The 16,456-nt window shown below is 46.3% G+C and carries 22 protein-coding genes; 8 read left to right on the top strand and 14 right to left on the bottom strand.

The genetic code is table 11. The annotated features are described in order from the left end of the window. Positions 1–51: 51 nt before the first annotated feature. A complete protein-coding gene (locus LHL18_RS15610; RefSeq protein WP_226767736.1) occupies positions 52–822 on the bottom strand; it encodes an SDR family oxidoreductase in 771 nt (256 codons plus the stop codon). 94 nt (positions 823–916) lie between these two features. Between LHL18_RS15610 and LHL18_RS15605 the strand changes: the two genes are divergently transcribed. After that, positions 917–1,828, top strand: a complete 912-nt coding sequence (locus LHL18_RS15605; protein ID WP_226767735.1) for an AraC family transcriptional regulator — start codon at positions 917–919, stop codon at positions 1,826–1,828. 22 nt (positions 1,829–1,850) lie between these two features. Here LHL18_RS15605 and LHL18_RS15600 read toward each other — a convergent pair whose 3' ends face one another. The 4 genes from LHL18_RS15600 to LHL18_RS15585 form a co-directional block, all read right to left on the bottom strand. Further along, on the bottom strand, positions 1,851–2,231 hold the full coding sequence (locus LHL18_RS15600; protein WP_226767734.1) for a nuclear transport factor 2 family protein: 381 nt from the start codon (positions 2,229–2,231) through the stop codon (positions 1,851–1,853). A 54-nt stretch (positions 2,232–2,285) separates the two neighbouring features. Beyond that, positions 2,286–3,578 (bottom strand): ImmA/IrrE family metallo-endopeptidase, encoded by a 1,293-nt coding sequence (locus tag LHL18_RS15595; protein WP_226767733.1) that lies wholly within the window; start codon positions 3,576–3,578, stop codon positions 2,286–2,288. Between the two features lie 181 nt (positions 3,579–3,759). Next, entirely contained in the window at positions 3,760–4,383 is a 624-nt protein-coding gene (locus LHL18_RS15590; RefSeq protein ID WP_226767732.1) for a hypothetical protein, read from the bottom strand. A gap of 14 nt (positions 4,384–4,397) precedes the next feature. Beyond that, entirely contained in the window at positions 4,398–5,060 is a 663-nt protein-coding gene (locus tag LHL18_RS15585) for a DUF6610 family protein (protein ID WP_226767731.1), read from the bottom strand. Positions 5,061–5,629: 569 nt separating this feature from the next. Between LHL18_RS15585 and acuR the strand changes: the two genes are divergently transcribed. Continuing rightward, positions 5,630–6,262 (top strand): acrylate utilization transcriptional regulator AcuR, encoded by a 633-nt coding sequence (acuR, locus tag LHL18_RS15580; protein WP_226767730.1) that lies wholly within the window; start codon positions 5,630–5,632, stop codon positions 6,260–6,262. A 52-nt stretch (positions 6,263–6,314) separates the two neighbouring features. Then, complete coding sequence (gene acuI, locus LHL18_RS15575; RefSeq protein WP_226767729.1) at positions 6,315–7,301, top strand: acrylyl-CoA reductase (NADPH); 987 nt, start codon at positions 6,315–6,317, stop codon at positions 7,299–7,301. A 29-nt stretch (positions 7,302–7,330) separates the two neighbouring features. Here the strand turns inward: acuI and LHL18_RS15570 are convergent, their stop codons facing one another. Then, positions 7,331–8,266: a helix-turn-helix domain-containing protein gene (locus LHL18_RS15570; RefSeq protein ID WP_226767728.1), complete on the bottom strand. Its 936-nt coding sequence runs from the start codon at positions 8,264–8,266 to the stop codon at positions 7,331–7,333. A gap of 120 nt (positions 8,267–8,386) precedes the next feature. Between LHL18_RS15570 and LHL18_RS15565 the strand changes: the two genes are divergently transcribed. Further along, complete coding sequence (locus LHL18_RS15565) at positions 8,387–8,779, top strand: rhodanese-like domain-containing protein (protein WP_226767727.1); 393 nt, start codon at positions 8,387–8,389, stop codon at positions 8,777–8,779. A gap of 77 nt (positions 8,780–8,856) precedes the next feature. Here LHL18_RS15565 and LHL18_RS15560 read toward each other — a convergent pair whose 3' ends face one another. From LHL18_RS15560 to LHL18_RS15545, 4 genes are all read right to left on the bottom strand, one after another. Continuing rightward, positions 8,857–9,405, bottom strand: a complete 549-nt coding sequence (locus LHL18_RS15560; protein WP_226767726.1) for a hypothetical protein — start codon at positions 9,403–9,405, stop codon at positions 8,857–8,859. Further along, on the bottom strand, positions 9,402–10,109 hold the full coding sequence (locus tag LHL18_RS15555; protein WP_226767725.1) for a DUF4386 domain-containing protein: 708 nt from the start codon (positions 10,107–10,109) through the stop codon (positions 9,402–9,404). Before LHL18_RS15555 ends, LHL18_RS15560 begins: the two co-directional genes overlap by 4 nt. 197 nt (positions 10,110–10,306) lie before the next feature. Next, a complete protein-coding gene (locus LHL18_RS15550) occupies positions 10,307–11,161 on the bottom strand; it encodes a substrate-binding periplasmic protein (protein WP_226767724.1) in 855 nt (284 codons plus the stop codon). A gap of 120 nt (positions 11,162–11,281) precedes the next feature. Continuing rightward, positions 11,282–11,788, bottom strand: coding sequence for a CHRD domain-containing protein (locus tag LHL18_RS15545; protein ID WP_226767723.1), 507 nt, complete (start codon positions 11,786–11,788; stop codon positions 11,282–11,284). Between the two features lie 207 nt (positions 11,789–11,995). Here LHL18_RS15545 and LHL18_RS15540 point away from each other — a divergent pair, with 207 nt between their 5' ends. Beyond that, the gene (locus tag LHL18_RS15540; RefSeq protein WP_404817944.1) at positions 11,996–12,409 is read left to right on the top strand and encodes a lipocalin family protein; all 414 of its coding nucleotides are present in this window, start codon (positions 11,996–11,998) and stop codon (positions 12,407–12,409) included. Positions 12,410–12,760: 351 nt separating this feature from the next. On the opposite strand, the gene LHL18_RS15535 is transcribed toward LHL18_RS15540, so the two are convergent. Continuing rightward, positions 12,761–13,528 carry a hypothetical protein gene (locus LHL18_RS15535; RefSeq protein WP_226767722.1) on the bottom strand — a complete coding sequence of 256 codons (768 nt, stop codon included), beginning with the start codon at positions 13,526–13,528 and terminating at the stop codon, positions 12,761–12,763. A 306-nt stretch (positions 13,529–13,834) separates the two neighbouring features. After that, the gene (locus tag LHL18_RS15530) at positions 13,835–14,395 is read right to left on the bottom strand and encodes a dienelactone hydrolase family protein (protein ID WP_226767721.1); all 561 of its coding nucleotides are present in this window, start codon (positions 14,393–14,395) and stop codon (positions 13,835–13,837) included. A gap of 269 nt (positions 14,396–14,664) precedes the next feature. On the opposite strand from LHL18_RS15530, the gene LHL18_RS15525 reads away from it, so the two are divergent. Both LHL18_RS15525 and LHL18_RS15520 read left to right on the top strand, forming a co-directional pair. Continuing rightward, positions 14,665–15,102, top strand: a complete 438-nt coding sequence (locus LHL18_RS15525; RefSeq protein ID WP_226767720.1) for an OsmC family protein — start codon at positions 14,665–14,667, stop codon at positions 15,100–15,102. A gap of 63 nt (positions 15,103–15,165) precedes the next feature. After that, entirely contained in the window at positions 15,166–15,381 is a 216-nt protein-coding gene (locus LHL18_RS15520; protein WP_226767719.1) for a hypothetical protein, read from the top strand. Positions 15,382–15,402: 21 nt separating this feature from the next. On the opposite strand, the gene LHL18_RS15515 is transcribed toward LHL18_RS15520, so the two are convergent. Continuing rightward, positions 15,403–15,837, bottom strand: a complete 435-nt coding sequence (locus LHL18_RS15515) for a MarR family winged helix-turn-helix transcriptional regulator (RefSeq protein WP_226767718.1) — start codon at positions 15,835–15,837, stop codon at positions 15,403–15,405. Positions 15,838–15,939: 102 nt separating this feature from the next. Between LHL18_RS15515 and LHL18_RS15510 the strand changes: the two genes are divergently transcribed. Beyond that, positions 15,940–16,140 carry a hypothetical protein gene (locus tag LHL18_RS15510; protein WP_226767717.1) on the top strand — a complete coding sequence of 67 codons (201 nt, stop codon included), beginning with the start codon at positions 15,940–15,942 and terminating at the stop codon, positions 16,138–16,140. A 7-nt stretch (positions 16,141–16,147) separates the two neighbouring features. Here LHL18_RS15510 and LHL18_RS15505 read toward each other — a convergent pair whose 3' ends face one another. Further along, positions 16,148–16,318 carry a hypothetical protein gene (locus tag LHL18_RS15505; protein WP_166670459.1) on the bottom strand — a complete coding sequence of 57 codons (171 nt, stop codon included), beginning with the start codon at positions 16,316–16,318 and terminating at the stop codon, positions 16,148–16,150. Between the last annotated feature and the right edge of the window lie 138 nt (positions 16,319–16,456).

Below are 16,456 nucleotides of genomic sequence, written 5' to 3'. Positions count from 1 at the left end.
GGCGGCCTCAACAGAATTGTCTTAAACCAGGCTCAACTAAGCGATATTGGCTTAACGGCAAAACGGAGATTGTTGTTGTGATTCTTCTAACCACAGTTTTGCATCTTCACCGGCTGACGAGTAAAACGGCGAATTTTGATCGATTGCAATAGCAAAGATGGTACTCGCCACATCTTTAGCATATGTCACGGGCGAGTTTGTTTTACCCGCCATTTGCACAAAGTCATTCACCATTTTACCGTACGCCGGGTCGTCCATCCCTGCAAAGTATGCTCTGGCATTTTCCCCGAATTTTGTTTCAGGTGAACGTCCGGGCAGTACAACATGTACCCGAATACCAAAGGGCTTAGCTTCTACTGCCAGGGACTCACTCCACGCGTTAAGCGCCGCTTTACTCGCACGATAGAGACCAATTAATGGCATCGCCTTGGTTGTTACCGATGAAGAAACATTGATTATTACCCCGCTGCCTTGTTGGCGCATCAGCGGAAGAAACCGTTGAGTTAATGATAATGTTCCCAGCACGTTCGTATTCATTAACTGTTGTGCGGTCGCGAGTGGTGTCAGTTCAACCGGCACCGGTGCACCGAAACCGGCGTTATTGACTAAAACGTCAATATTTTTAACCTCTTGCATCAAGTTATCAATACTGCTGGTAGAAGTGATATCTAAAGGCAGCAGCGTTAAATTATTGCTCTCTGGTAATAGTGATGGGTCGGTCTTTCTCATAGTGGCAATGACGTGCCAGCCCTTTTCTAAAAAAAGTTTGGCTGTTTCAAGCCCAAAACCGGATGAGCAACCTGTAATCAGTACTGTAGACATATTTTTTCCTCACTGTTGACCAGAATGGCGATCATAGCCAGCAGAAGTTGGATTTAATATAATCTAAAATCCGAATATATTTAGAGATAGTCCATTGTCTGATCCTTTAACCGATATTGTCGCTTTGCTAAATCCCAAGCCTTCACATTCAAAACTCGTTGAAGGTGCGGGTATCTGGCGCATTGTCCGGCAGGCCGGAGGCGAGGCGTTTTTCTGCGCGGTATTAGCAGGCGAATGCCTGATTAATATCAACGGCGAAGGGCCCCAATTGCTGGTTGCCGGTGATTTCCTTTTGATACCCGCCGCTTATTCATTGGAAAACACAAATACAGGGTTAGAGCGTACGTCTGACATTACTATGCCGACAATGATTGCAAATAACCATGTGAGAATTGGTTCACCAGATGGAGAGCCAGACCTGCTGATGTATTTAGGTCATTGCGATTTTGACACTCAAGACAAGCAACTGATCCTATCGTTGCTACCGAAAGAAATATTAATTAAAGAACAGCCGCGATTTATAACGTTGTTCGAACTTCTTTTAGATGAGAGCAAAGCAAGACGACCTGGTCGAGAGGTCGTTTTGGTGCAACTGTTACAATTGTTATTGATTGAGTCACTGCGGGGACATAATGGTGTGTTTGAGTCTGCGGGAGTATTGGCAGGTCTGCAACATGAAAAGATCTCGTTGGCGCTGCATAATATTCACGAAAAACCAAGTTTCAATTGGCAAGTAACGTCTCTCGCCAGTCAGGCATCCATGTCCAGATCATCTTTTTTCGCGACCTTTAACAAGGTCGTGGGTATGCCACCTATGCAATACCTTCTCTTCTGGCGAATGTCGTTGGCCAAAAAGGCTTTGTTGTGCACTGCAGACAAGCTTGAGCAGATTGCTTTTCAAATTGGCTATCAATCAGCTAGCGCATTTCATGTCGCGTTTAATAAATACGTAGGGATGCCACCCGGTGCGTTTAGAAATCAAAGTCGAGGTTTAAACGACAGCTAATTTGTACTGGCTTCGCCATTTTTCAAAACGGCTCGCATGCGGTGCCCTGGTGAAAAATCATCTGCCAGTTTTCACCATCAAAACGGTAGATTGAGCTTCGTATTGAATACGCCACTGTATAGTCCCCCTCGCGCTGTATCGTGGCGCGGTAAGTCAATTGCGCCAGCCCGTCGGCTAACACTCGGCAGTCAAAATCTTGCTGAGTAATCACCGGCGGCGTTTCAGTGGGCAAACGTTCCAGCACATCAGCTTTACCAAAACAGCGGCCGCTGGCACCAATTTCGTAGAAATCATCAGCTAAATAACAGTTAAGCAGCTCGGCAGATAACCGCGTAGCGGGCTGCACCAGCAGTTGTTCCAGTGCAATTAATTGCTGTTTTGTATTGTTATTATGCAATTTCAAAATCTCTGGTCATTTACATCTAAATTGCTCCGACCCCATCTTCTATTTCATTTTCTATTTAGGGAATCGTTCACGTATAATACCTAATTGCTTCAACCTAATAACAATTACGGTTTTTGAAACGTTAAACTGCTTCATCAATGAAGCCGTGACTAAGTTAAGAGCAGATATATTACAACGCTGTTCATCAACATATAAAGCACCAAAACCCCGATTTTTTATACCCCTTACGTTGGCCTGCTCGATAAATGCATTAACAAAAGCTTTCTTTGGTAGCAACACACAAGAAGCAAACTGGTTAGCCTGCCACTCCAATCGCATAATATCTTTTATAGAAATGTCGTCGCGACTTTCGGATAAATGTGAATTATAACAGCGCTCGCGTTCAATATACTTAGAATGCCCAAGAATGAAATGCCCTAACTCATGCGCTAGTGTAAACCTTGCTCTTTCCTTTGTTCCGCACTGATTGCTGTCCACACAAATAGCGTTTCTCTGAAAGTCTACCGTCCCAAGCACTCCAAGCGGCAATTCAGCACCAAGATCCAACGATAAGCCATATTTTTCCTTTGCAACGTCAACTAATTTGTCGTCACGCACAAAACCATTGAAATAACCTATCAACTTAAGCAGTTCATTACTTTTACTTTCAATAAAGCTGAAATCAACATATGAAACTGAAGATCTTGGAATAAGAATATCTGTGCGTATTTTTTTGAACTGACCTATTTGAGACTCTGGGACGTCTGACAGCATAAGTCTTTCAAAGAAATAATGTATCGAGTTTGTAAAATCAATACCATTAAAACAGTAAAATTCAAATCCCTTACCGACGAAATCTTGCTGCAATATGGCTTGCGAAATTGATGCATGCTCTGTTTCTTTAACACTGCGACCTATGCAAGAGGGAGATCGAGTTAAAACCCACTCGCTATTTTTCTCACTAAAATAACGAAGAAATCCAATACCTTTAGATTTTGAGAATTTAAAAGCTCCATCTTGCAATGCATCGCTGGAAGCAACTACAGCTTTAATATTGGCCCCTGAAACTTGCTGAACTTTAGAGTAAAACTCTTCAACATCATCTACTGGTACTTTATGATTATAATTTTTACATTCAACTAGAACTAATAATGAATACGCATCTTTACCGGGAAGGAAAACTTCTATTGATATATCAAATATTATATTTTTCTCTCGGTCTTTGGAATAATAACCTTTCTTTTGAAAAATTTTGCAGCATGCTGAAGGTGCCCAAAAAAAGCCGTTTTCGATATCTGAAGACAATATTTTGAAAATCACGTCTTCAAGCTCATTGCCCTTTTTAATGGTGCTAGTTATTTTCAAAACAGCCTCTTAAGTTGGCTTTTACTAACTTTTTCTTCTGATTAATTTTGCAATCTTAAAAAATTCAGTTTCAGGTCTTGCCTTTTGTCACTAGACACTCAGCCTCCCCACAACAACAACCTTTAATGCAAACATAATAAATACAATATTCTACCACCCATTTATCATTACACTAACTCGTTTATACTTTTGGTTCGTGGCCATGTCCAACACCAAAACTAACTTCAGAAGCATCCACAACTTTACCAGGTGAATTAATTATAAATTCTTGATACTTTGCCTTTAGTTTTCCTTTCAATTTATATAGATAAACACAAGAAAAAATAACAACAACATATGGTGTTGCTCTTACAGGATCGAAGTTCTCTAGGGAAGAATTAAATCCAGGTACAACCCGTTCATAAAAATGATAAGCTAACACGATAAATCCTAATCCAACGCCGAGAGCCAGCTGAAGACGAAGATGCTCAATCATTTTATTATTCGGGCGGTGAGCCCCAAAATAGTAATGAATTTCTTTAAGATCAGCTTTAACCAGAAATTGCCTTTCAATATTTGCAATCATAACTAAATTTCTGTTATACCAATATGCAGCATCGAACAAATGAGCAATCAACCAAGAACAAAGCAGCATAATAATACTAGAGGCAATATCATTTGATATAATATTTTTCTCAACTAATGCAAAAATAGCGAATGCACCGACCAAAACTCCAACGCTCTGCCAAACGACCATAATATGTCTGTTGATGTCATTAAATAGTTGGTCGTACATCCTAAGTAGTAATTCTTCTCTATAAGCCATTTTCACACCACCAGTTAATACAAATTTTTTACGTCTTCATGGACAATATAGTCATGCCATAAAGAATTAATATTTTTTATCGAGTCTATCAGACAATTTTCATAGCCACCTGCAGAGTGTGGTCTAAATTTCTTTCCATCAAAATAATCTCCGAAACGTGCATCGAGTGTAAATCTATTGCAATCCATTGAATAGACTTTAAGCTTACCAGCCAGCGCTCTTTGCACATCGGGCCTCCCGCCAAGGAGATGAACTGGCCGGTCAAAACTTTCTATTGATACTGAAGTGCCGCCGTATTTAGTTGGAACACTGTAAGCTAAAATAAACTCCCTAGGAATTAGCTCCGATAACCTTCCATTTAACTGTGTATCCTTCGGTACAATTGCAACTTGATCAGAGTGCTTTAATAATATCTCAGCTTCTCGCAAAATCTTGTCAAGTTGGAAAATACACTCAACATCTCGCGCCATCGTAATCTTAGGTTTATATTTTTGCGCAGCATCTAAGTGGCGACCAAAGCAATAGTGCTTCCAGTCAATATCAAGAAAACCAACACCCTCGAATCTAAATGTCTTTACATCTCTCATGTTTGTATATCGAGCCCCCGGGCTCCATCCGTGACTTAAAGCAATACTTATTGCCTTTTTGCTATGAGCAACAAACTTCAACACTGCCATGTTATAAATATTCTCTGGAAACTAGGCAAAAACCAACAAAACTTCATTAGATTTACCTATGAAAAAATAGTTTTAATTCCTGCAACAACAACCACTTTTACCTGAAACCCAAACATCGTAAAGATATTAAATAATTCAAAATCCTTGAATTTCATTTTTTTTACCATGCTTACGCTAATAGTAGTAAAAGCCATACTGCCACTCTAGGTCCAAAGAATACCTACGAACTTCTGATTTCTTGCTGATATTGCCGTTTTCCTGTCACTCCCTCGCTAACTGTTTCTTATGTAAATAAAGCGATAATAATGCAACTGATCGCACTTTACTGCCTAGACGGGATAGAAAGCGTGAAAATGACTGAAAACTAACTTAAGCAAAACGGCAGCAAACAACGTTACAGAGTAGGTTTGATGTTTGCCGGTATCCAGCGTGTAGTGTGACTGCGCGCCGTTAAGCGTAGCGATATCAATATTATTTACCAGCAACTGACGTTCACTAAACCAGCATCGTTTAATACCCCGACTATTGTCTAATGCTATTTTATAGACAACCGGTCTATTATTTTTTGCATGACTACATTACACACCACACCTCGCCGGGGCCGGCCGCCCAAAGCGGCCGCACAAGATCGGGATATCCGCGCTGAACTTATTCGAAGCGGGCTGGAGCATTTAACCGAAATCGGTTTTACCGCCTCGGGCCTGGATAAAATTCTGAAAAAAGCCGGTGTACCGAAAGGCTCGTTTTATTTTTACTTTCAAAGCAAAGAAACCTTTGGCCATGCGGTACTAAACAGCTACGCCAACTACTTTGCCTGCAAGCTTGATAGCTGTTTGCTGGACAAAGCCTATACGCCGCTTAAACGCATTAGTAATTTTGTTGATGATGCCAAACACGGTATTGCCAGGCATCAGTTTAAACGCGGCTGTCTGGTGGGTAACTTAGGCCAGGAAGTAGATTTGTTACCCGACAGTTTTCGCCCGGTGCTGATAGCTATTCTAAACAGCTGGCAGCAGCGTATTGCGAACTGCCTGCGGGAAGCACAGGAAGCACGTGAGTTAGCGCTAACGGCTGATTGTGATGCGCTGGCCGAGTTTTTCTGGATTGGCTGGGAAGGCGCGGTTAGCCGCGCGCGGCTGCAGCAAAGTACAAAGCCGCTGGATAGTTATGTAGCGCTGTTTATGCGCGGCTTAGGCTGTTAATTTTTGTGTTTTTTTACCAAAAAATAGACGACCGGTCTATTTAGGAGGCGATATGTTTAAAGGCGTATTAATTGAAAAAGACGAACAAGGTTATCGCGCCGCACTGCGCGATATAGACGATACGTTACTGATGGACGGCGATACGCTGATAAAGGTGGCCTACAGCACGCTGAATTATAAAGATGCGCTGGCGATTACCGGTAAAGCCCCGGTGGTGCGTAAATTTCCGCTGATACCGGGCATTGATTTGGCCGGTACGGTAATAAGCTGCAGCTCGGGAAAGTTTAAAGCCGGTGACGAGGTGCTGCTAAATGGCTTTGGTGTGGGTGAAGTGCACTCTGGCGGCCTGGCGCAAAAGACCCAATTACAAAGTATGTGGCTGATTGCCCTGCCCAAGACGTTGTCGGCCAAACAGGCAATGGCCATTGGTACCGCAGGCTACACCGCTATGCTGTGCGTGATGGCGCTGGAAAAGCATGGTGTAAAGCCGGATTCCGGCGAAGTGCTGGTAACAGGTGCCAATGGTGGCGTGGGCAGCTACGCCATCGCGATACTGGCTAAGCTCGGTTACAGCGTTGTCGCCGCCACGGGCAGAATGGCAGAAGCGCAGTATTTAACAGCGCTTGGCGCCAGCGAGATTATTGACCGCCATACGCTGTCGGAACCTGGCAAACCGTTGGCCAAAGAGCGCTGGGCCGGTGTAGTGGATTCGGTCGGCAGCCATACGCTGGTAAATGCCTGCGCCAGTACCAAATACGGCGGCATAGTAGCGGCTTGTGGCTTAGCCCAGGGTATGGATTTACCCGGTAGCGTCGCGCCCTTTATTTTGCGCGGTGTCACACTGGCCGGTATCGACAGTGTGATGCGGCCACTTCACGATCGCATCGAAGCCTGGGACAGATTAGCCAAGGTGTTAAGCGCCAACACACTGGAACAAGTCTCCACCGAGATAGGTTTAGCGCAGGTGTGTGATACCGCCCAGCGTTTACTCGACGGCCAGGTGCGCGGCCGTATCCTGGTGAATGTTAATCAGCTTTAACATGTGCATATGGCAAAAGCGATAACGGCTTAACCGCGCAAAAAGGTGCGTTTGTATTGCATCGGCGATACCGACAAGTACTTTCTGAAGTTATGCCTTAGCGTTACCGCATTGTCGAAACCGGCTTTCACGGCGATTTCATCAATAGACAGTTCGCTTGCCTCCAGCAGCGTTTTGGCACTGTCGAGCTTACGCTCGGTTAGCCACTGCAGCGCTGTCATGTTGTAGTGCTTGTTGATATGCCGGTCAAAGGTGCGCCGGCTCATATTGGCTTTTTTGGCGATGTCGTCAATGCTAAGTTGTGCCGACAAATTACTGGTCGCCCAGTCCAATGCCTGTGAAATACCCGATTTAGTCAGCGTGAGTGGCTTTTCAACAAACTGCGCCTGGCCACCACTACGGTGTGCAGGCAGCACCAGCCGCCTGGCGACGCTGTTGGCACAGTGATAGCCAAAATCCTGCCTTATCACTTCGATGCCTAAATCTATCGCCGCTGCACTGCCCGCTGAACAGCCGATGACACCATCGTAGTGATAAAGAATATTGTCTTTGTATTCAAGCGTTGGATAACGCTGTTTAAACTGCCCGGCGTAGCGCCAGTGGGTGGTGGCAATGCGGTTATCTAATAGCCCTGCCGCAGCCAGTAAAAACGAGCCCGAGCAAAAACTGATGATACGCCCACCCTGCTGGTAATGGCGCTGCAGTTCGGCAATCAGCCTGGCGTCTGGCGTTATTACCGAAACCGGAAAGCTTGGGATCAGCAATAAATCGGCTGGCGGTAAGGTATCAACCTGTTCGCACTGTAAGCTGCTTCCGGCTAAACCGTTATAGCTGCCCGCAGATAACGACAGAATTTGTGTACTGTACCAGGGCTGAAACTCGGGCCTTGGCATCGCAAACAGCTCCACAGCGCAGCCCAGTTCAAATAACGACAACTGTTCTGTCAGCAAAATAATTACGCGCATAAAGCCGCTTTACCCTAATCAACAATGGCTTGATATTAGCGAATGTTGTCTATTTAGACAATTTCGCTAAATACCGGCGCAGCTGATAATAGGGTTAACACCACCATACGGAGAAACAGCATGCCATCTAAAGTCGTTAACCCCAAACCTGCCGACAACGCTGATGCGTTGGCACATTTTCAGCGTTTACTTAGCTTTGAAACCGACTGCTGGGATGTGCACTATGCACTGAACAATAACCTGCATGACTTTGTGCTGCTGGATGTACGCGGCTTAGATACTGCCAGGCGCGGCTATATTGCCGGTGCTGTGCTGCTGCCCTACCCGAGCATTAACGAAGCTGCGCTGCAAGCCTACCCTGACGATACTGTGTTTGTGGTGTACTGCGCCGGCCCGCATTGTAATGCCACCGAAAAAGCCGCGATAAAACTGGCCAGGCTCGGCCGGCCGGTTAAAAAGATGATTGGCGGTGTTACCGGCTGGCTGGATGAAGGTTTTACGCTCGTCAGCTAAAGCCGTCATTCTATGTAACGGTGGCATAGGCAAGGAACAATGGCCGCCGTTAATATCTGCCTTTGCAGCCAGTCGGCCTATAGCGGTTGTGCTGGCGAGGCCCGGTATTTGCGCCAGCCTGTCACCACACGGGCGATGATAAAACGGCTACACCAGGACACAAGCGCTAACGCGGCAGCGATGACCAGCGGCAGTATGCCACCGAAGGTAAATGTCATCGCCACCGTAAAGCCGCTGATATAGTGCAGCCGGTACAGCGGAAACAACACCGCACAAGGTAACAGGCCGAAAAACAACACTGTAGTTAATGTCATCTGGCCCAGTGCAAAACTGGCAGCAAACACGGCACCGTAGCAGACTGCACCGATAAGCCCCGGCAATAAGCTAACCGGCACTGTTGCCAGACGCACGATATGTGCCGGCTGTAACTGCGCATATTTTGCCAACGCTAAACCCAGCAGCGGTAACGTAACCAGTTCGAACCAGTTTGAAATGGCAGGTAAAGTGGCATCATTTAGCAAATGATGGCTTTGCACACCACCGGAGACATACTCAATGGTTAAATGGGTAGCGGCCAATAACAAGGCCACCAGAGGAAACCACAGTGATACCCGGTAGGCTTTCATGCTGCTTGCTCCGCAAAGTTTGCGCCTTTCACTATCATCCACAGGCTAAGCGATAACTCCCCTACCAGCACCGGCAGCATGATCCACGGGAATAACGTATCAGCCAGCTCGGGCGCCAATAGCAGTGCCAGCGTATTGACCAGATAACAGACACCGGCCAGGCCCAGCATTAGCCCCAGTATTTTTGGGAAAAACTGCGATTGAATGATCAGATAACCGCGGATAACACAGGCCAGCGCAAAAAACAGCAAGCCAATGGCAAAGCCATAACCGTGTAGCTGTATTGCCAGATACGCTAAGGCGTCGCGCTGCTCGGTGGAAAAGGCAGCTAAATATGCGCCGCTGCCTGCCAGCAGCAGTGGCAGCATTAAGGTAAGCTTGTTGGCGACCAGCACGGCGGTTTGGATCAGGTTAAAACCGGTAGCGGTTAAATTAAGCGCGGCATTCACCCGTTTAAACAACAGATAAAACAGCACGATGATCGGAATGTCTAACAGCTGCATACACAAGTCAGCGACGATGCCGCTGCGCCAAAGTGTGCTTGCCGCGCCAATTTGTGCGGCGGTGGCACTGGCATCACCGGCAACAATCAGGCTGCCGCGCACCTGGGTTTCGGCAAACAAACCTAACGCGATTATCAGTAAATAACAGCAGCCGGCAAAACGCACATAACCCTGTGACACTGCAGCAGTAGCTGAGCTCATCTTTTACACATCCTTGTCATTAATCTGATGGGATACCACCCGGATGGCGGCTGAAATGATGCTGCGCGGAAAAACTGTTTTTGCCTAGTGCGTTATTGTTACAAGCTATGTCTGCCGCAATAGCACCACATTAGGTAAGGCCGATCAGTTAAGGTTTTGCAGCCAGTGGGCAAAGAGAATGGCTGGAGCCGGGATAGCTAATGGCAGGCCAGTTGCTGCTGCGATTGTGCCGCCCGGGTTTCTATGTCCGCTATCATCGAATCAGCGTATTCGCCCTGGTACAGCTGCCTGAACCCGCCATCCAGTACGACCTTGTTCAGTGCACACTGCCAGTCAAGTATCACCTTGTCATCAACCGTTTTAGAAAAAGCCAGATACATTTCGATATTCTTAAGCGGATATACCGGTTGTAAATCAAAACCGGCATGTTGTAGTTCAGCTAAACGTTTAGGGGTGATGTCGCTGTGCATAGCAAGTAAATCGGCACGGCCAATCTGCAGCATTTTATAGCAATCACCGGCCTGAAGGCTGAGGATCAGGTTTTTATCAATAACAAAACCCAGCGACAGCAACTCGTTGACAATACTGGTGTTACGGGTTTCACATACTACATGTTTGTCTAGCAGGTCGGCCAGGCTGGCATTTTCGGCGACAGTGCCACGCTGGGCATACAGGTTGACGGCATAAAGCTTAATTGGCCCTACCCATTTAAATTTGTTCTCCCGTTCTGCCGAACGGATAGTGTCGTACACCACGACATTGTCGCTGCTTACCGCTATAGCGTAGGCACGCGCCCAGGGTAGGATTTCTATTTTTGCCGTATCACCCAGTTGTTGCTGTATCGCCTTAACCAACTCGGTAGACATGCCATAAACCTGGCCATATTTGTCTTTTAACCTGCCACGGCCACTGGGTTCAGTGATAATACGCAGAGCAGTCTGCGGCTTGGATTCTGTGTCCGCTGCTAAAGCATCAGCCGGTGCAAAAGCCAACATTATCAGTGTGATAACCAGAAGCTGCGGTAATAAAATGAAGAAGTACCTGTTAATCACTTAAGCTCCTAAGGCCATTTCATGCTACGTGAACAGCAGCCCCTTCAGTGTAGAAGAAAAGTACAACACAGGCTGAAATTAAAAAAGGGCGCAGGCGCCCTTTTTTTGTTTCGGCTTTGGTTATTCATCAGCCTGATAAAACAACTGCCCGCGAATGGCGCCGGCCGGGTAATCGGGGTTATGTACGTTAATGTAATAGTCTTGTGGGTTTTCCAGAATTTCGCTGACGCTGATACCGGTGGGAAACTTGCCGGCCTCGCCTTCAGTTAAACAATCGGCGGCATTGCCATCTTCCGGCCCGGCCAGCACCGCCACCACAGGGCCATTTTCACCTTGTTTACCCTGATGAATGTGCGCCGCAATGCCACTACCCACTGGTACCAGCTGAATTTTGGCAACCGTCAACACATAGCACAGCGTAAAGGGGTCGTTATCAATGCCAAACACATAAGCATGCCCTCTGCCATTGGGGTCACCCACTATCCGCTTGTTGCTGCCATCGGCCGCGACCTCCTGCCTGCCATCCAGGGTCGCTTCCAACAGGCTGTTAGTATGCCCAGCCAGGGCTGATGTACTGAGAAAAGCGCTTGCTATCAACAACGTAAAAGCCGTTTTATTGCTAAACATGGTATTTCTCCGTTAAGTTCAGTGATGTCGATAAACTCCAACAACGGACTACAGTTATCGGCTATATAACGACTGAGGCTTTAAACCGGATGCAGCTGCATTGATATTTTTCCAGCGCTGTTTTTGCATCAGTTTGCCGCTGTACTGATACAAAAACTTTGTTATACCGTAGTACCGGTTATCAGACAGACAAATCAAAGGACCACGATGAAAACACGTATTTATACTGCTTTGTTATGTATTCTGCTTACCGCCCTGCCCGGCTGCACCGGCAAACCCGATGGCGTAACGCCGGTAACGCCGTTTGCGCTTGAGCGTTATTTAGGCCAGTGGCATGAAATTGCGCGGCTTGATCACCGCTTTGAGCGCGGTTTAACGGATGTAACTGCAAACTACAGCCTGCGTGAGGATGGTGGTGTAAAAGTCATCAACCGTGGTTTTAACGCTGAGGATAACGCCAGGGAGCAAGCCGAAGGTAAGGCCTATTTTGTCGGTGACTCTAATACCGGTGCGCTTAAGGTATCGTTCTTTGGCCCGTTTTACGGCAGCTACAATGTGGCACGCTTAAGCGACGACTACAGCATGGCGTTGGTCATCGGGCCGTCGTTGGATTACGCCTGATTGCTATCACGCAGTAAAACCCCGGCCCAAACGCAGTGTGATGCCTTTATGCAAACGGCTACTGATTTAGGTATTAAGCCAGAGAGTTGGATTTGGCTGCAGCAATGTGGCTGAGCTACGTCAATAAATGGCTATAGTCGCTGTGTTAGGGAACACTTAAACACTTGGTGACACAATCAAGCACGCATTCGTTTCACCAAGGCAAAACTCAAGCCCCAGATCTGAATTGTCCAAACGTTATGAAAAGACTCTACTCATGGTGCATTGCAGTTTATGTTGGGACGAGCTGCAGGCTGGCAAGTAAATACTGTCAGCCGCTCGTCATGATTTTGTCTTACGGCCTGCTTAAACTCACTCACTACACTTTAGCAATTTTGCAGTGCAATGCCCTTCAGGCCATTCAGACTGCTTCCAACAAAATGACTCATCATCAAGTAGGATTAAGTCCCAGAGAAACATTTCTCCATCGTCTGTTTTCTGCGCTTCATTAATCACTATTGTGCGTAAATATTTATCACCCTCAGATAGAATCGAATAAATAATTTTTTCATATTGCACTGTGCTGGTTGATAGATGTAATCCAGATTTGGATGTGTGGTACATCTTAGTACCGGCATCATTAAACGATATGGTAATAGCATGCTCTGATTTACAACTATCTATCTGATCACTCCAACCCCAATCGCCAGTTAACGATTTTCTAATATCATCTTCGCTGACGGAGAAATATATAGCAGCAGAACCATAACCTTCTATACCCATTTCTGCATACCAACTTCCTGGTTTATCAGTGCTTTTATTTAAGTAGTGTGAACACCAAAAATTGAAATTACTGCCGTCAGAATTGAAAGTATTAAATTGGGAATTAACTACCCGCCGCTCTCCATCATAAATGATACAACTGTATCTATATTCGCCTGCTGGTAGGTTCCATTCTGAGAAAACGTAGAACAACTTGTGATCGAAATGAATAGATTCAAGTTCATCTACTGGCATCCCATTCTCATCTAATGAACTCGTTACAAGCACTCTGTAACCGCCTATTTCATCGACGTTCGCCTGTGATAAATGACTAAATGAAATTAAAAAAGCCATTAATAAAATTGAAAATACTTTCATACAATACATCCTGTAAAGTCTGACATACCTGATCTCTACTGCAAACGAAGTTGTAATAAAACCGGGTTAATGTTTTGCCGAAATTATCCAAGGTCAGTTTAAAATACAATACTGGAAGCCGGCATAATTAACAATAACATAACGTTTTATGCTATTAGCATGCTCAGATAACACGCTGCTTCACTGCGGGTTGAGAGCAGTCGCAATATATAACTGTTCAATCTGACTCAGAGAAATGGGGCTAAATTTAGTATTGCAATAGCTGCATTTGACATGCTTGATGCCAAATATCCTTAATATTGCGACCTAGCCCAACAATGCTATAAGCATGTTGACGTTACACTGATAGCCCTCGCTGTCAAACGCCTTTGATGCAGGATTCATAAAACCGTGGCCGTAGGCTGTGTGCTCTGCAGTTATACCGGGGTTCTGGCTAAGCTCTTTGCAGATAGCTGCCACAGCAAAATGCGGTTCGCTGTGACCAAAAACAACCTGCACCGGCAGCTTTGGTGTAACGGCAAGATGCTGATGAATTTGCCCGGGGTAAAACAGTACTGCTCGGGTTATTTGCCCGGCACTGGCTGCACCGAGTGCCCGCCACAAGGCTGTAGCGCCGGCACTAAAGCCCAGCGCAAGCGCACAGGGTTGCGTCAGCGCCTGTGCAACACAGGCGGCATAAGCGTCATGGCCACATTGGCTGCTATAAACCTGATAAGCCTCTGCCTCGTCAGCAAAACACTGCAGTTTGCCCTGATAAGGGTCGATAATGGTCACCACATCACCTGCTGCCGTAATAGCTTGCAGCAAGGGCTGCAGCGCGCTGCAGTTACCGAAAATATCTGTTACCAGAAGTATATTGTTACCCACTTAATCACCTGCTTCACATCAACCCACTACCGCCTGCGGCTGTAACCAGCCGTAAGATAACATTTTGCTTCGCACCAAACCTGCAACTTTTACAAATTACACTCGCTGACATGAACACCTTACAGGGCTGACTAACGGCAGTGTTACTGCAAGTGCCGCTATGACGCACTTTTGCCGGGTTGGAACAGCTCTTGCTGTACTCTTTAGCAGAATTTACCGCCACCACCGGCGAATGTTAACTACTAATGTTAAGTACTTAGGAGGACCAGATGGCAATTATTAATTGGGCAACGGCAAAATATGAAGGCCTGGGTAAAGACGGCAAAGGCCAGGTGTCTACCCAGTCAGGCGCGTTAAAACAACAGCCTTATGGTTTTAACACCCGGTTTGAAAATAAGGCCGGCACCAACCCGGAAGAACAGATAGCTGCCGCCCATGCATCATGCTTTACCATGGCACTGTCTTTTGCTTTGGCCAAACAGGGCTTTAGCAAAGGTACGCTCGAATCGAAAGTGGACATTACGCTGGTAAAAGACGGTGACGGCTACACCATTACCAAATCAGAAATCCGTCTGGATGCGAAAGTGCCCGGTATCAGCGGTGAAGAGTTTGAGAAAACCGCAGTAGAAGCCAAATTAAACTGCCCGATATCCAAGCTGTTAAACTGCGATGTGACGCTTGATATCACCTCATTCGACGGCAATTAAAGCCACCGCGCCTGCAAAGCGGCACTCTGCTTTGCAGGCGCAAACAACCCGGAGGCCAAGCAGATGACAACAGACACCTCAACGCAAAACAGCCACGGTATTGCCAACTATGAGGCACTGAAAACAGCAATAGCCAACAATGAAGCGCAGCGGATAAAAGAGCTGCTGGCAGGTAAGTCGATGCAGCAACTGGAAAAAGACTATCTGCTGGATTTAGCCCGGCTGGATGATAACCGCACTATCATAGCCCTGCTCGAAGCGGTGCCAGTGCGTAAATAGCAGTAGCGCAGGCATAATGTATTATTCAGGGTTAACCAGGTTCTGGTACATCTGCGCCAGCACTGTTGCGGCCTGTTGCTGCTGCTGTAGCGTTATGCCTGTCAGCATTTTACCGGCTATGCCGCGCTTTTTAGCTTTTAGCTCTGCTGCCAACTGTTCCCCTGCTATCGATAACAGCAACTGCTGACGCCGGCCGTCGGCCGGATCTGGTGTACGTTGTAATAAGGCTGCTTGCTCTAAATCATTTACCAGCCGCGTAATTTGCGCCTTATCGCGCCGTAGCATCTGTGCCAGCTGCAGCGCACTAATGCCTGGTTTTGCCGCCAGCAGCAATAACAAACGGCTGTGCATAGCGCTAAGCCCCGGCAACTCGGGTGCCAACTGCTGAAAAAACTGGCTACGCAGCTCAGCAGTTAGCTGTTGCAATTGGTCGAGTATATCCTGCTGTTTATCCATTACCTTACCCTGTGCATACCCACATAGTTGACATTGTCAACCATAAAGCCAATAATAAAGTTGATTATATCAACCAATTTCGTAAAAACCAGTCAGGAGTTAATGATGTCTGATATTCATATCTGCCCAACCTGTAATGCCAGAGCCAAAAAAGTTCGCACCGCCGACAGCCAGGACTATCAACTAAAAGCAGTGCAGGATGATGATGCATTCGCCAAAATTAACCAGCTAAAGCAAATGCTGGAAAAAGAAAAAAGCCGCAATGCCGCATTGAAGGAAAAAATTGCTTCACTGCAGGCGTAAGCTCTTTTTACCTGAAAAATGTGACCACCAGCGCGACTAAGCCGGCAATGCAGAAAACAGGGATCAACAGCACCACACCGGCGATAGCGATACCGGTGATCAGATCCGGGTAATTAAAGTGGCTGATACAGCCACTATTACCACCACCACCAAAACTCAGGCACAGATCTGCAAACACTGCGGCGCAGCCAAGCCATGCGATGCCGATAAATAGTGTAAGCAGCCAGTAAAAGCCTGCGCTTTTCTTGTTTGTCGTTTTAATAGCTTATCTCCTGCTGTCTCCGCCTCAACTCAGCCAGACAGTATTTCGCATTGC

Source organism: Rheinheimera aquimaris, assembly GCF_020531985.1.
GTDB classification, from domain to species: Bacteria; Pseudomonadota; Gammaproteobacteria; order Enterobacterales; family Alteromonadaceae; genus Alishewanella; species Alishewanella aquimaris.
Note: the sequence above shows the minus strand (reverse complement) of the source record. Positions and strands in the feature narration are given on the sequence as shown.

Excerpts from the sequence above, each read along its gene's own strand:
- LHL18_RS15540 (WP_404817944.1), top strand. The coding sequence starts at position 11,996 with ATGAAAACACGTATTTATACTGCTTTGTTATGTATTCTGCTTACCGCC.
- LHL18_RS15535 (WP_226767722.1), bottom strand. The coding sequence starts at position 13,528 with ATGAAAGTATTTTCAATTTTATTAATGGCTTTTTTAATTTCATTTAGT.
- LHL18_RS15520 (WP_226767719.1), top strand. The coding sequence starts at position 15,166 with ATGACAACAGACACCTCAACGCAAAACAGCCACGGTATTGCCAACTAT.
- LHL18_RS15525 (WP_226767720.1), top strand. The coding sequence starts at position 14,665 with ATGGCAATTATTAATTGGGCAACGGCAAAATATGAAGGCCTGGGTAAA.
- LHL18_RS15560 (WP_226767726.1), bottom strand. The coding sequence starts at position 9,405 with ATGAAAGCCTACCGGGTATCACTGTGGTTTCCTCTGGTGGCCTTGTTA.
- LHL18_RS15570 (WP_226767728.1), bottom strand. The coding sequence starts at position 8,266 with ATGCGCGTAATTATTTTGCTGACAGAACAGTTGTCGTTATTTGAACTG.
- LHL18_RS15515 (WP_226767718.1), bottom strand. The coding sequence starts at position 15,837 with ATGGATAAACAGCAGGATATACTCGACCAATTGCAACAGCTAACTGCT.
- acuI (WP_226767729.1), top strand. The coding sequence starts at position 6,315 with ATGTTTAAAGGCGTATTAATTGAAAAAGACGAACAAGGTTATCGCGCC.
- LHL18_RS15545 (WP_226767723.1), bottom strand. The coding sequence starts at position 11,788 with ATGTTTAGCAATAAAACGGCTTTTACGTTGTTGATAGCAAGCGCTTTT.
- LHL18_RS15565 (WP_226767727.1), top strand. The coding sequence starts at position 8,387 with ATGCCATCTAAAGTCGTTAACCCCAAACCTGCCGACAACGCTGATGCG.
- LHL18_RS15555 (WP_226767725.1), bottom strand. The coding sequence starts at position 10,109 with ATGAGCTCAGCTACTGCTGCAGTGTCACAGGGTTATGTGCGTTTTGCC.
- LHL18_RS15585 (WP_226767731.1), bottom strand. The coding sequence starts at position 5,060 with ATGGCAGTGTTGAAGTTTGTTGCTCATAGCAAAAAGGCAATAAGTATT.
- acuR (WP_226767730.1), top strand. The coding sequence starts at position 5,630 with ATGACTACATTACACACCACACCTCGCCGGGGCCGGCCGCCCAAAGCG.
- LHL18_RS15510 (WP_226767717.1), top strand. The coding sequence starts at position 15,940 with ATGATGTCTGATATTCATATCTGCCCAACCTGTAATGCCAGAGCCAAA.
- LHL18_RS15610 (WP_226767736.1), bottom strand. The coding sequence starts at position 822 with ATGTCTACAGTACTGATTACAGGTTGCTCATCCGGTTTTGGGCTTGAA.
- LHL18_RS15590 (WP_226767732.1), bottom strand. The coding sequence starts at position 4,383 with ATGGCTTATAGAGAAGAATTACTACTTAGGATGTACGACCAACTATTT.